A 13,861-nucleotide genomic window follows, 5' to 3' on the forward strand; every position below is an offset into this window, starting at 1 on the left:
GCCGAGGCTGGGTTTTTGTTTATTCTGACGATTAGCCTAGTAGGCTTAGTGCAGAGTTTGGCGCTTGTTTCGCTTGAGCAAGAACTGAGCTTGATGCTTGAGAAAGAATTTGCGACTTAGTAAGCGCTGTTGTTTCTTTCGCGAAGTCAGTGTCTTTGATGCGGCTCTTAGATGCGTTCACGTTTTCGTTGATGTTATCTAAGTTGCTGATTGCATGGTCGAAACGGTTTTGGAATGCACCTAGTTCTGCACGGTGGCTATCTACGTAGTTTAGTGCTGCGTCGATTACCGCTACAGATTGCTGTGCACCACCAACAGAAGTTACGTCGATAGTATCAACCGTTTCCGCTTTACCTGCACTCATACCTAGTTCACCCGCTAGTGAACCACCGAAAGACACTGCACCGTCAACTTTGTTGCTACCAGCGAACACTTGTAGACGACCATCTTCGTCAACAGATGCTTTAACTTTATCTGTTTGACCGTTGATGTAAGTTGCTAGTTCTTCGATATCGTCACCTTCTTTCGCGTTGATAGCGATAGTTTCAGGCGCTGCACCATCTTTAGCAGTTAGAGTGATTTCTAGCGTGTTTTTACCCGCTTCTACACCCCAATCTTTATCTTTAGCGTTTTCAGCCGCTGCTTTGTAAGCCGTGCCGCCCATGCCTACGTTGTCGCTGCGCATGTCGTTTAGCGTTAGCATTACTGCTTCACCGTTGTCCGCACCAATCTGCATTGATTTAGTGCTGAACGTACCGTTAAGAAGCTTGTTGCCACCGAAAGAAGTTGTTTCAGCAATACGGTTAAGCTCATCGTTTAGAGATGTTACTTCTTCCTGGATTGCTACGCGCTCTGAATCAGAGTTAGAACCGTTTGAAGATTGTAGCGATAGGTCACGCATACGTTGCAGGATGTTCGTTGTTTCGTTCATCGCGCCTTCAGCAGTCTGAGCGATAGAGATACCATCGTTCGCGTTACGTACTGCAACATCTAGACCGCGGCTTTGTACATTCAAGCGGTTTGAAATTTGTAGACCAGCAGCGTCATCTTTTGCGCTGTTGATTTTAGAACCAGACGATAGACGCTCCATTGAAGTTTGTTGTGCGCTAGTTGCTTGGTTAAGGTAACGCTGAGCTGTCATTGCTGAAACGTTAGTATTTACATTCACTGCCATGGTGTTATCTCCAATTGATTTTCCGATGTTTCCGGTTTCCGACGTCTCGGAAAACCAAGTAGTTCTCTCAAAGTTACTTTTATTAACGGCGCGGTTTTGAAAACCTTTAGAATTTTTTTAAGTTTTTTTTGAAAAAAGACGCTTTAGCCAGAAGAGTGTGATGAGCGGGATAAAAACAATAAAAAGTCGATTTATTTACTAAAGGTTTATTATCACTGGTCGATAGCGTTCTCTTTTTTAAGACAAGCGCATAAGCCACGCCTTATGCTATCCGCATTCACGCGCCCTATTGGCTATACAAGATTAATTTAAAAGGGTTAAAGCGAGGTTAGGTTGTTGTTTCGCTTGCGCCAAAATAGAGGTGCTCACTTGCTGCAAGATTTGCTGCTTAACCATTTGCGTGGTTTCTTTGGCGTAGTCGGTATCTTTAATCCGACTGTTCGAGGCAGCAAGATTCTCGTTAATATTACTGAGATTATTAATCGAGTGACCAAAACGATTTTGCATTGCCCCCAACTCAGCTCGATGGCTATCGACAAACTGCAAAGCAGTATCAATCACCGAGACCGCGCGCTGTGCTCCACCGGCTTGAGTGATATCGAGACTATCAACCGACTCATATCCCGTCAGGTTCATCTGCAGTTGGTTGGCTAAGCTACCGGAAAAACTGATCGTACCGGAAGTTTCCTTGCCAGCCATATAGATCTGCAATTGGCCATCTTCATTAACCGATGCTGAAACTTTTTCGGTTTGACCGTTAATATAGGTAGCCAACTCTTCGATATCATCACCTACTTTGGCTTGGATATTAATTTGCTCTTGCACACCTTTCGCGTTAGTAAAAGAGAGATTTAATTGGCGATTATCTGCGCCGACCTGCCACTCTTCATTCGCCTTAGCTCCCGCGACATAGCTAAAACCACCCATAGCCAACGTATCAGTACGCATATTATTCAATGATACCTGCACCGCTTCACCAGAACTGGCACCAATCTGAAAAGCCGCCTCTTTAAACGATCCATTGAGCAATTTTCGACCACCAAAAGAAGTGGTTTCAGCAATTCGGTTCAATTCATCATTCAAAGCCGTCATTTCTTCTTGAAGGGCTTGCCGCTCCGAACCACTATTCGAGCCATTAGAAGATTGTAAAGAGAGATCACGCATGCGTTGCAGGATATTGGTCGACTCTGTCATCGCCCCTTCAGCAGTCTGCATGATGGAAATACCATCATTGGCATTACGCATCGCCACATCAAGCCCACTCATTTGGCTTTCAAGACGATTGGATATCTGCAATCCCGCCGCATCATCCTTAGCGCTATTAATACGACTCCCTGAAGAGAGTCTCTCCAAGGATTGATTCAGCAACTGCGTTGCGTTGCCAAGATGGCGTTGCGCGGTCATTGCCGAGACATTGGTATTAACAGTGATCGTCATAAGATAAATAGCCTTTTACCGGTATTGTATTTTTATCGGCAAATCTCAGAGATCTTTAGCTTTTTTGCGAATGAGAGGAACAAGTATAAAAAAACCGAGCTCGCAGGCTCGGTTTCTCAATCTATCATGCTAAGTAATGAACGATTACTTAACGCGAAGACTCTGTAACATTTCTTGGCTTGGAGCAAAGAAGTACGCACCGGTTACCGCGTGCGTAAAACGCAACATCTGATCGGTTTTACCGTCGGTTACGCCATACATGCTTTCTAGCATGGTTTTAAAATTATGTAGTGTATTGCAGTAAGCGATAAACAGCAGTCCATGCTCGCCACTTGCACTACCATATGGCAAGCTATGACGAACAATCTTCAATCCCTTGCCATCTTCTTTGATGTCAACACGACCCACGTGCGAAGCGGCAGGCACATCGTCTAACTCGATCGAATCAGGTTTAGTACGGCCGATCACTTTCTCTTGTGCTTGTACACTAAGACGATTCCATGCCGGTAAGTTATGGATAAAACGTTGAACCATCACGTAGCTACCGCCAACAAACTCCCCTTGAGGAACGATGGCGACTTCTTCACGCATGCCTTCTTTCGGGTTTTCAGTACCATCGATAAACATCGTCATGTCACGCGCATCAAGGTAGCGGAAACCGGCGGTTTCATCGACAACCACAACATCATCTGCAATTTCGGCAAGCAGTTTGCGTACCACATAAAAGTGTAAATCAGGACGGGTTGAATGCAGATGAATCAAAACATCAACATCGCTGCTTGGAGCAACAATGTCACCTTCACCTAGTTGAGGAAATTCAATCAACTCAGCTGGCATGGCTTGATTCAATTGCGCCCAAAAATGATGAGTGAATGCGATAGAAAGACTTAACTTCGCATTGCATTGCTGTTGATTAAGTTCGTCCACCAAGCTTGGTAAAGCTTGTAGTTGAGTAAGAACTTGCGCGGCATTTTGACGTACTTTTAGCTGAATGTACTGTGCAAATGGCTCCGCTTCTGGAAGGATGGCCGTTTGAGGCTGTGACATTTAAGAGCTCCTCGTTATTTTATTTTTGCTCAGTGTAATGATTATTGAAATCGGTGTTTTGATTGGGATCAGTTGTTATCTGTTGCAGGGATCAGAAAACAATCTCGTACCGTTTTGCTTTTGTAAACATAAATGCAAAACCATAAAAGTAGTAACATTATTAAGCCATTAGCCCAGCTAAATGCGCCTGCCTGCAGATAAACATGGTAAACACTTTGGATCAATTGGCTGACCGCAGTTGCGAGCGTAATCGGCTTGCCCCAAGAAACAAATAGACTTGCCCAGCGGCGTTCTGGTGTGCGTAAACTGACTAACCACATTAACGCGATACTCGGAATTCCCATCATCAAACCGAGATATAGCATGTCATGATCTGGGTAGACGTAACTTAATATCGTACTACCACTATCACGGCTCGCGCCTGCAACCACAAAAACCACCCATGCTTTTGCCAGTAACATCCAGCCGAGCCAAAGCCATTTCGGTGCGTTAAGAAAGCCATTTTTATCGTATTGTTCAATTGCGTACTGCACGGGGAAAGACTTTTCTGAATTGAATTTACCGTCACTCTACCCCATCTTTGGCGACGAACTAAAGACAATTTTTCCAGCCATTTTAGAAAAGTACCGCTGCTGAACGAGTTAGATAAAATGAAGAGAGGGGTAATACCATAGGGCGGCTATTTATCTACGTTGTGCACCTGAATCATCAGAGGAAACCTCAGCCGAAGCATAACGCCCTTTTCGAATCCGCGTTGCACTATGCAACAAAAACAGCAACAGCATAAATACCGGAAGCCCCCACAATAACGCATTCGCCCAGACAAATGGCGGTTTATACAACACAAAATCACCATATCTTGCGGTCATAAAATCGATCACTTGCTGTTCACTCTGACCTTGATTGATTTTTTCAAACACCAACAAGCGTAGATCCAGTGCTATCGGTGAATTAGATTCGACCAAGTTTTGATTTTGGCATTGTGGGCAACGCAATGATTTCGCCAACTCAATTGCCTGACGCTGCTTTTCCGGCGAGGTAAATTGGAATAATTCAACGCGAGTAATTTGCGATTGTGCCGATGGGATAAACAACTCAGAAGAGTCAGCCCAAACAAGGTTCACCATCAACAGTGATAACCATACTATCGTCCTCATCCCCCCTCCTTGTCAGTCAAAGTAATCAGCAAAAGCACTCTGCCATACTTGCTGATCAAGCACGCCAGTGTGTTTATATAAAATGACGCCATGCCGATCCACCAAATAGGTTTCCGGTGTGCCTATTACTCCTAAATCAATCGCAAGGTTGCCGTTAGGATCATAGATCACCGTTTGGTAAGGGTCACCCAGTGAGTCGAGGTAACGCTGAGCTTGCGTCTGACTGTCACGATAATTCAATCCAATCAGGGGAATATCTTTTGCCGCGAGTTGGTTTAAGAACTGATGCTCGACACGACAAACACCACACCATGAAGCCCACACATTCACCAACTGGTAGTCCGATTGAAACAAAGTTTGAGGTGTAATTGGTTTTGTTTCTGCCAACGTGGTGACAGCCTGAGTTGGAAACATCGCCACAGCCGATTTTCCCTGCAACGGCGAGTGAGGCGCGCGAATACCCAACAATAAAAAAAGAAGAAAAATCAAAAGCCCTGCGAGCAGCATAATGACTTTAGGCTTGCGCGATAATGCCATACGCACTCCGAGCTTTATAACGAGCGACAACTCGTGCTGATAAAGGAATTAAAGCCCCAAAAGCCGCCAGCAGTGCACCGAACCAAATCCAATTAACATATGCTTTGAATTGAATCTTAACCGCGTAGGCTTGTGCACTCACTTTTGGGCCGAGCGTAAGATAGTAATCACCATTCCAAACACTCTTGATTGATGGCTCACTCATGTTCATCACTCGTACAGGATAATGGCGACGTTCAGGCTTAACGATAAAGTGGTCGTTACCGCGACGAAATTCAATAATGCCTTGCTGTGCAGTGTAATTTGCTCCGATATACCAATGACTCTCTAGATACTCAACCTGCCAGTCACCCACTTCGATCACCGTCCCGGCTGACATTTTCTGATTCAGTTCATAAGAGTGTTCAGCATTCATTACCGCGCCAATCGAGCCTATCGCAAAGCCGACATGAGCAAGTAACATAAAGGTCACTTTTCGCTGCATCATAGCGAAATAGCTGTGCGTCACGATCACCCAACACGCGCCAGCCCAAACCAGTAATGTCGCAAAGGAAAATGCCTCAACTTGCAGTACGTAAAGGCTTGCACCCGCCGCTAAGCTGATGCTAGCAAGGGAAATGATCTGAGTTGGTGTTAGATGACTGCCGTGATGCCATTTCAGAAGTGGAACCGCCCCCATGACCAATAATGCGATCAAGCTTAATGGGTAAAACAGGGTGTTAAAATAAGGTGCCCCAACTGAAATCTGCCCCAAGCCGATCATCTCATACAACATCGGATAAAAGGTACCAAGTAACACCGTGAGCGTAGCCACTAAAAACAAGCCCAGTGAGAGTAGAATCAAATAGCCTCGACCGAACAACGATTGAATCGGCGCGCTTTGAATCATGTCACTCCTCAGCATCAATAACACAAAGCCCACCAGCAAGGTCACTGCTAAAATCAACAGAAGCGCAATACCTTTACTCGGATCGACGGCGAATGCATGTACGGAGGTCAAAATACCTGAGCGCACAATAAAAGTGCCAAGAATGCTCAAATTAAAGGTAACCAGTGCCAGAATAACCACCCAGATCATCAATTGTTGCTGGCGCCTTGCCGCGAGCATGACATGCAACAATGCACTACCAGTAAGCCAAGGGAGAAGTGAAGCATTTTCCACCGGGTCCCAAAACCACCAGCCACCCCAACCGAGTTCGTTATACGCCCACCAAGCCCCCACAACGATACCAATGGTGAGAAAGAACCACGCAAGAATCGTCCAAGGCAAACAGAGTTTTATCCAAGCGGGATGATAAGGTGTTTGAAGTAACGCCGCGAAAGCAAAAGCAAATACAGTAGAAAAACCAATGTAACCTAAATAGAGCAGCGGTGGATGAAAGATCAGCCCAATATCTTGCAACATAGGGTTAAGATCGCGCCCCTGTTCGACCAGAACGGAAGCATAAACAAATGGATTGGAGGCCAACAAGGTAAACCAGGCAAAGGCAGCCACAAACAGCTGCATCACCCAGCAGACATCCTCAATATAACCGGTTAAAGCAGACTCTTTACTCGTGCTTAGACGTGAAATTAATGCCGAACAGAGTGATAAAGTAAAGACCCAAAACAGCATCGAACCTTGATGGCCACCCCAAACTGCGGCCACCTTAAAATAGACAGGTAAAGCCGAATTGGAATGAGAAGCCACGTAATCATATTGAAATTGGTCTTGAACAAACAGTAGCGCCAACATCAATAAACTTAACGTTGCGACCACGCCATTAAGACCGACAATAAACGATAAAGAAGTAGGTACTCGCTTTAGTTGCCACTTTTGCCATGCATAGCAAACCGTACTCATTAAGCTCGAGACTGCCAGCCAAATTAAAGCAAAATGTCCTACCTCTCCAATCATCGATTACACCACCGTCATTTGACCAGCATAAAGGATAAAGGTACGTAGCATCAGTACCCCAACTAAACTCAGCATGGTGACAACAAAGATATAACCACCTTGATGCTGAATACGTTTCGACGTCACGCTATTCAGTGTTAATGGCAGTAACATCCCCATCAAGACCACACCAAACCAGAACCAGTTTGACCAGAAACCACCACCGATTGCATTCCAAGCAGACACTTCGTTTTGCCCGCCGCTGAAAATCAAACCGGTAAAGAAAGTGACCAAAATAAACAGCTCGAACATCACAATCGGTTTTTCAATGTAGTGCACCCAAGCCACACTTGGGCTGCTCACAGGCTCTTTAAACAGCAAGATACCAAACATCAAACACGCTGCGACTCCCGATGACAGACTTGAGAACAAAAACAGCAAAGGTAAAACAGGGTTATTGAGCATTGGATAGGTTTTCAATGCCGATAGTAAAAAGCCAGTATAAGCGGCTAGCACAATCGCCAGAAAACCAAGGAACAGCTCAATACCATTGCTCCATCGGCCACTTTTCAGCAACAGGCCATCGGCAAAATTGAGCAGTTTATCGGGCAGTTTTCCATCAAACCAATTCATGATTGGCGCTCTAAACAGCATACCTATCCAGATAAACAGAACCACCATATAGACTTGGAATAAAATCACCCCCATCGACATTACTGAATTAGGGTTGAAGAAGATCATGATCTTCCAAAACGAAAGCGGCTTCGTCAGGTGGAAAATAAGTATGGTTAAACCAGAGATGATGCCAAACGGCGCCAGCCACGCCATGGCTTTGATAATGCCATTATTAGCAGGGTCGCCCTCAATAACACGGCGCTTAAGATAAAGCGCAATCATTACAGCGCCCGCAGACATACCAGCCAAGAAGAGATACACCGCAATAATCCAGTCCCAAACCAACGAATCAAATTGGAACGCACTGTCGAATCCTATCATGATGAGATCTCCCCTTTTTGATGAGGCACTTTATACAATTTAGGCTTGGTGCCTAAATGGGCCTTATCGCGATAAACCACCTTATTGTCGATAATATTATTGACGTCACTATTCGGATCATTGAGATCACCAAAAGTGAGCGCCTGAGTGGGACAAGACTCAACACAGGCTGGTTGCTTGCCCTGTGCCAAATTAGTATCTCGGCAGAAATTACATTTATCCGCCGCGTGATCTTCCGGATTAAAAAAGCGCACTTGGTAAGGACAAGCGGCTAAACAATAACCACAGCCGACACACTTCTCTTTGTGTACATCAACAATACCGGTCTCTTCATCCTTATAAGCAGCGCCCGTAGGGCAAACGTAAACACACGGTGGATTTTCACAATGTTGGCAAGATTTTCGGGTAAAACGGTAATCAACATCAGGAAATTCACCTTGCGGCTCACTACGCAAGATCTCAAGGCGAGAAACGCCAGCTGGCACTTTATTCACCTCGCGGCACGCATCCATACAAGCGGTACAGCCAATACAAGCAGTTTCGTCATGCACCATGCCATAGCGCTTAGGGGGCTTCTGTTCATCACTGCTTGCCTGAGCATTTTGTAGAGCCGCCACACCCAACCCGCCAGTGGTAAAGATCACCGCGCCAGCACCGGCACTCGTTAAGAAGTTTCGTCGAGAACATTTCATGCTACTTCTCCTTATTCAATTGGGTGAAATCCGCGTGGCAATCAACACAGAGCTTAACGCGCTGCTTATGCTCAAACTCCAACACTTTGGCTTTGGTCGCATGAACATCGTGGCAATTTGAACAGGTTAAGTTTTTGGCGTGTACATCATGCGTCCAACTTGATTCACGTAAATCACTAGGTTGGTGGCAGTCAACACATTGGCTATTGGCTTTAAGAATCGTGTCGGGATCAAGAAACACTTTATCACTGCCCGCTTGCGATTGTGCACTCGAGTATTTAATGACTTTAGGTGCGCCTTCACGGTGATCTGGGCCAATACTGCTATGGCAATCAACGCAATTGACATCTCGTCCGAGCGCTTGATGCGCCGTTTCACCATGCGAACCAGATAAGGTTTGTTTGGAATCCTTATGACATTGAATACATTTGTAGTCTTTATCACGGATCAGAGTGACTTCATGTCGTGCAGAGGAGGTTGGAGACTCAACCGCTATTGTGTCGGCAACGGCATGAAGAGAATAACCATAGAGGCATAATGAGAGGAATAACTTCAGCATTATGACTATGGCCAACTTTATATTGCCCATATTATCCTTTCCTTGTTCTCATTCTATTCCACAGTTCTAAAGACAACTGACATAGAAATGAGTAAAAATTAAAATCCTTTGATACACACTTTGTATCAAATGAAATCAATTCCTATTTTGGATAAAGCCACAACGCTTCTATGGATATACTACCCCTGTTGACTTTATCCCGCACCTAACAAGCTTAAAAACTCGATACTGATCACCCTTTACCAGTCACAACGCTCACGCTAACCCACTGAATAAAAACAAGTAATGCAATTGAAAATCATTACCAAACAAATAAGAGCAACTACCCCTTTAGTGGTATAAATGGCCATTTTTGAACTCGGTCACCTACTTAAATTGATCTCAAACAATGAACAATAAATGACCAGAACATAAATATTTACAATTCTTTAAACTCACTCTTAGCAACTCCAATTCTTAGTTTGGAATATAGCCAGATCACAACGCTGCTAATAAAAACAGAATATGGAGATAGCACTGTGAATAAATTGCAATGGATAAAACGTTCCGCTGCAGCAATAGTGATAGTGGCAAGTTCAATCATGACGGCTACTAGCGTTGCTGCGTCTGAAGACAAAGCGTTAATCGATCCTCGTAACGACGCTTACGAGCAACAACACCCCGACCAATATCATTCATGGCGAGCAACATCAGAAAGTGATGGCATTGATGATGCTTTGGCGGACGACCCTAACATGGTTATTTTGTGGGCAGGTTATGGCTTTGCCAAAGACTACAACAAAGCCCGCGGCCACTTTTACGCCCTAGATGATGTACGTCAAACTCTGCGCACCGGTGGACCAACCGATGAAAACTCAGGGCCAATGCCAATGGCTTGTTGGAGTTGTAAAAGCCCGGATGTGGGGCGCGTAATCGACGAGCAAGGTGAAGACGGCTACTTCTCTGGTAAGTGGGCGCGCGGAGGCGAGCAAATCGTCAACCCAATTGGCTGTGCTGACTGTCACGATACCCGCAGTGAAGGCTTCAAAAATGGTGAACCCGCCCTTGCACTTGCCAAACCTTATGTAGAACGCGCATTTACAGCGATCGACAAACCATTCGACCAGCAGTCTCGACTTGATCAGCAAGCCTCTGTGTGTGGCCAATGTCATGTGGAATATTACTTCACCGGCCCAACCAAAGCGGTCAAATTCCCTTGGGATAAAGGCACCACTGTTGGCGCAATGGAAGAGTACTACGATGAAATCGGCTTCAAGGATTGGACGCACAAAGTATCAAAAGCACCAATGCTAAAAGCGCAGCACCCGGGTTATGAAACATGGCGAGATGGGATTCACGGCAAAAACAAAGTGGCTTGTGTCGATTGTCATATGCCAAAGGTCACCAAAGAAGATGGCACTGTTTATACCGATCATAAAGTCGGTAATCCATTTGACCGCTTCGAAGACACCTGTGCCAACTGCCATACTCAATCAAAAGATCAAATGCTGGAGATTGTAAACACTCGTAAAGCACAAGTCCTCAATATGAAGTTGACCGCTGAAAAACAAATTGTTGCCGCACACTTTGAAGCGGGCGCAGCATGGGAAGCAGGCGCGACCGACGCCGAAATGGCCGAGATCCTCCAAGACATTCGCCATGCTCAGTGGCGCTGGGATTACGCGATTGCTTCTCACGGGGTGCACATGCACGCACCGGAAGTCGCGCTAGAAGTACTCGGCACTGCGGTAGATAAAGCCGCTGATGCACGTACCAAGTTGGTTCGTTTGCTGGCGAAAAAAGGCATCACCGATCCAATTGAAATGCCTGACATTTCAACCAAAGCCAAAGCACAACAGGCCCTTGGTATGGATATGGACAAGATGAACAGCGAGAAGAAGCACTTCTTAGACACCGTGGTTCCACAATGGGAAGAAAAGGCAGAAAAACGCGAAGCGCAATATTAATGCCTGATTAAACAATCCCTCTAAACACAAAGCCGGCACTGATTGCCGGCTTTTTTGTCTCGCTTGTTTTAATCACTTGCTCTCATTGCGAATTGCTCACTAGAGGTAATAATCGTCAGGGTAAGTCAACGGAAATAGGTTTACTGCCCCGCTTGCATTTGCTTGGCTTGATTGAGCAGTTGAATGATCGTGATGCGATCCACATCTGGATGCTGCGAGTCTAAAATCTGTGTCCAGATCTCTATGGCGGGCTGATAGCGAAAACTAATGAAGTGATCACTCGCGAGCAAAGTCAATGCGGTTAAATTATCCGCCTCTAATGCCAATGACTGGTTAAGTAACCCTTTCACTTCAGCACTCATTTGCTGCTTATTTTGATAGTACAGGGCGCTCGCCTTAGCCGATAATTGGCTGGCGCTAGGTGTATCACTGAGCCGCATCGCATAGTCAAAGCAAGTAAGCGCAGCCGTAAACTCTTGTTGATTTAAGTAACCATGACCTAGCTGAAACCATAAATCAGCTTGATTAGGATCTGCCTTTAACTGGGTTTGCAAATCGCTCATTTGCTGTTGATGGCTAAACGCACTTTGCTCTAACAACGCATTAGGCGGAGGCGAACCTCTCAGCCAAACAAACAGAGGCACCGAAACCAGAATACTGGCGAGAATCATTTTCTTCATCAAATGTGCCTCTTGCTAGATTGTGCGATTAATTACAGATTATATCGTGCTAGGATGAGCTTATCTTTGATCCAGTAGTAAATACCTCAGATGAAAAACAAAATAATCCCATCGCAACAAACACAACAAGAAGCCACCAGCATCGCCAAGGCGACGCAAAAACAAGGGCAAACGAAAGAGCAGACCAAACTGATCGCGCAAGGGATTGAGAAAGGCATCGCACAATATAAAAAACAGCAAAAAGAAAAAGCACGCCAAGCAGACAAAGCGAAGAAAAAAATTCAGCGAAGTAAACGCATTGACAACGAAAAGAGTGATGAGACTCAACAGCCTGAAACAACATCAACTTCAACAAACACAAAAAGATCTATACTGCCTTGGATGCTACTTGCCGTCAGCTGGATAGGATTTTTTGTTTATGTTTCACAGGCTATGTAAATCGGTTGTCGTTGCACTATTCTCAATCAGCATATTGGGCTGCACGACACCCACAACGATAATGGACAAGCATGCCGAAACGGTTCATTTAAGAATGGACAGTGGTTTTAATGCGGGCGATTGTTTGTGGTTAGGGGAAGTTACGGGCAGTGAAGGTCACTGGTACTCTTACTTATTCTTTGCCAATGATGTGCTGATTCAGGGCGCATTGCACGACATAAAAAACCGCGCCAATCAACTTGGCGCGGACACGGTGTACATGATCACCCCACAAGATTTTGCAACCTCGTTCACCGTCGTTGGCAATGCATATCAATGTCATGGGATCATAACGAAATAGAAACGACGGCCAGAATACGGGAGTTATTCATTTACTTGTGATTTCAGCTCAAACTCTATGTTTCAAAAATCTCTATTGCAAAAACATAAGTTCCAAACACGATGCTGTAAAACGCTATTGCAAAGATTAAGCTCGGAAACCTAAGCTCGCAGCAATATCCGGTTCACGGTCTGTCACCCACTGACTATCAAAAGGGCCCCAATCCGATAGCTGATAATAGCCATCATTATGACGTCGACCATCTTGAACAAAAGCAAGTTCAATACCGATACCCGGCAAAGCTTTAATTACATCTTGAATTGTGCGACGTGGCCAGCCAGTCTGCTCAATTAATTTAGGAACATTTGGTCTCTCTAGACTTTCAACTAGCAGAGCTAAATACAAACGCCTTGCAAACACAGGACTCAGTTCCATTGATACCTCCTATAAACTTCAAAGGACATTATTTCCTTTTATCCAATCCGTTTGTTGCGTTTGATCAATAACTCGCCATTCCCCTACCCCTTTAGGGGGTATTTTTTACTCATCAAAATATATCCGTCACACTTTTGTCTCATTACCAACTTCCTGATAGGATTCATAAATAACAATAAATGCCTCTTAGGAGAGAAAAATGAAAGTCACCATGTATGGTATTCCAAACTGCGATACGATAAAAAAAGCGAAGAAATGGCTCAGCGAGCAAAACGTGGAATTTGACTTTCACGATTACCGTAAGCAAGGTGTTGATTCCGAAATGATTACTCAGTTTTGCCAAGCACTCGGTTGGGAAAATGTCGTCAATAAGCGTGGCACCACTTTTCGTCAGCTAAGCCAGGAACAAAAAGACGGCTTAAACGAGCAAAGCGCAATTTCACTGTTGGTTGAGCAGCCAGCAATGATCAAGCGACCAATTTTACTGGTTGATGGGCAATATCACCTTGGTTTTAAAGCCGATCAATACGCAGCAGTTTTTGCATAGCAATATTTTATTAAAAGGATT

At 44.9% G+C, this 13,861-nt stretch carries 16 protein-coding genes; 4 read left to right on the forward strand and 12 right to left on the reverse strand.

What is annotated here, in order from left to right; translation table 11 throughout:
- Positions 1–31: 31 nt before the first annotated feature.
- The 10 genes from RH88_RS18590 to nrfB all read right to left on the reverse strand — a co-directional run bounded on the left by RH88_RS18590 (position 32) and on the right by nrfB (position 9,505).
- Positions 32–1,174: a flagellin gene (locus RH88_RS18590; protein WP_005598917.1), complete on the reverse strand. Its 1,143-nt coding sequence runs from the start codon at positions 1,172–1,174 to the stop codon at positions 32–34.
- A 303-nt stretch (positions 1,175–1,477) separates the two neighbouring features.
- Positions 1,478–2,611, reverse strand: coding sequence for a flagellin (locus RH88_RS18595; protein WP_005598920.1), 1,134 nt, complete (start codon positions 2,609–2,611; stop codon positions 1,478–1,480).
- Between the two features lie 144 nt (positions 2,612–2,755).
- Positions 2,756–3,658, reverse strand: a complete 903-nt coding sequence (locus tag RH88_RS18600; protein WP_005598922.1) for a Dyp-type peroxidase — start codon at positions 3,656–3,658, stop codon at positions 2,756–2,758.
- A 68-nt stretch (positions 3,659–3,726) separates the two neighbouring features.
- Entirely contained in the window at positions 3,727–4,191 is a 465-nt protein-coding gene (locus tag RH88_RS18605; RefSeq protein ID WP_005598924.1) for a DUF2919 domain-containing protein, read from the reverse strand.
- A 150-nt stretch (positions 4,192–4,341) separates the two neighbouring features.
- Positions 4,342–4,815 carry a heme lyase NrfEFG subunit NrfF gene (gene nrfF / locus RH88_RS18610; protein WP_005598926.1) on the reverse strand — a complete coding sequence of 158 codons (474 nt, stop codon included), beginning with the start codon at positions 4,813–4,815 and terminating at the stop codon, positions 4,342–4,344.
- Between the two features lie 12 nt (positions 4,816–4,827).
- A complete protein-coding gene (locus RH88_RS18615) occupies positions 4,828–5,352 on the reverse strand; it encodes a DsbE family thiol:disulfide interchange protein (protein ID WP_005598928.1) in 525 nt (174 codons plus the stop codon).
- Entirely contained in the window at positions 5,330–7,249 is a 1,920-nt protein-coding gene (locus RH88_RS18620) for a heme lyase CcmF/NrfE family subunit (protein ID WP_005598929.1), read from the reverse strand. The genes RH88_RS18615 and RH88_RS18620 overlap by 23 nt, the downstream gene beginning before the upstream one ends.
- A 3-nt stretch (positions 7,250–7,252) precedes the next feature.
- Complete coding sequence (nrfD, locus tag RH88_RS18625; protein ID WP_005598931.1) at positions 7,253–8,224, reverse strand: cytochrome c nitrite reductase subunit NrfD; 972 nt, start codon at positions 8,222–8,224, stop codon at positions 7,253–7,255.
- Complete coding sequence (gene nrfC, locus RH88_RS18630) at positions 8,221–8,916, reverse strand: cytochrome c nitrite reductase Fe-S protein (protein ID WP_005598932.1); 696 nt, start codon at positions 8,914–8,916, stop codon at positions 8,221–8,223. Before nrfC ends, nrfD begins: the two co-directional genes overlap by 4 nt.
- A gap of 1 nt (position 8,917) precedes the next feature.
- Positions 8,918–9,505, reverse strand: a complete 588-nt coding sequence (gene nrfB / locus RH88_RS18635; RefSeq protein ID WP_005598934.1) for a cytochrome c nitrite reductase pentaheme subunit — start codon at positions 9,503–9,505, stop codon at positions 8,918–8,920.
- Between the two features lie 488 nt (positions 9,506–9,993).
- Here nrfB and nrfA point away from each other — a divergent pair, with 488 nt between their 5' ends.
- A complete protein-coding gene (gene nrfA, locus RH88_RS18640; protein ID WP_005598936.1) occupies positions 9,994–11,421 on the forward strand; it encodes an ammonia-forming nitrite reductase cytochrome c552 subunit in 1,428 nt (475 codons plus the stop codon).
- Positions 11,422–11,561: 140 nt separating this feature from the next.
- Here nrfA and RH88_RS18645 read toward each other — a convergent pair whose 3' ends face one another.
- Positions 11,562–12,101 carry a TPR domain-containing protein gene (locus RH88_RS18645; protein ID WP_005598938.1) on the reverse strand — a complete coding sequence of 180 codons (540 nt, stop codon included), beginning with the start codon at positions 12,099–12,101 and terminating at the stop codon, positions 11,562–11,564.
- Between the two features lie 90 nt (positions 12,102–12,191).
- Between RH88_RS18645 and RH88_RS18650 the strand changes: the two genes are divergently transcribed.
- Together RH88_RS18650 and RH88_RS18655 are read left to right on the forward strand one after the other, a co-directional pair.
- Positions 12,192–12,539 carry a DUF2956 domain-containing protein gene (locus tag RH88_RS18650; RefSeq protein WP_005598940.1) on the forward strand — a complete coding sequence of 116 codons (348 nt, stop codon included), beginning with the start codon at positions 12,192–12,194 and terminating at the stop codon, positions 12,537–12,539.
- Positions 12,520–12,879, forward strand: coding sequence for a DUF4156 domain-containing protein (locus RH88_RS18655; RefSeq protein ID WP_040758033.1), 360 nt, complete (start codon positions 12,520–12,522; stop codon positions 12,877–12,879). Before RH88_RS18650 ends, RH88_RS18655 begins: the two co-directional genes overlap by 20 nt.
- Positions 12,880–13,005: 126 nt before the next feature.
- Here the strand turns inward: RH88_RS18655 and RH88_RS18660 are convergent, their stop codons facing one another.
- A complete protein-coding gene (locus RH88_RS18660) occupies positions 13,006–13,293 on the reverse strand; it encodes a winged helix-turn-helix domain-containing protein (protein ID WP_005598943.1) in 288 nt (95 codons plus the stop codon).
- Positions 13,294–13,492: 199 nt separating this feature from the next.
- Between RH88_RS18660 and RH88_RS18665 the strand changes: the two genes are divergently transcribed.
- Positions 13,493–13,840, forward strand: coding sequence for an ArsC family reductase (locus RH88_RS18665; protein WP_005598946.1), 348 nt, complete (start codon positions 13,493–13,495; stop codon positions 13,838–13,840).
- Positions 13,841–13,861: the final 21 nt, after the last annotated feature.

The organism is Vibrio scophthalmi LMG 19158 (assembly GCF_000222585.1).
Lineage (GTDB): Bacteria > Pseudomonadota > Gammaproteobacteria > Enterobacterales > Vibrionaceae > Vibrio > Vibrio scophthalmi.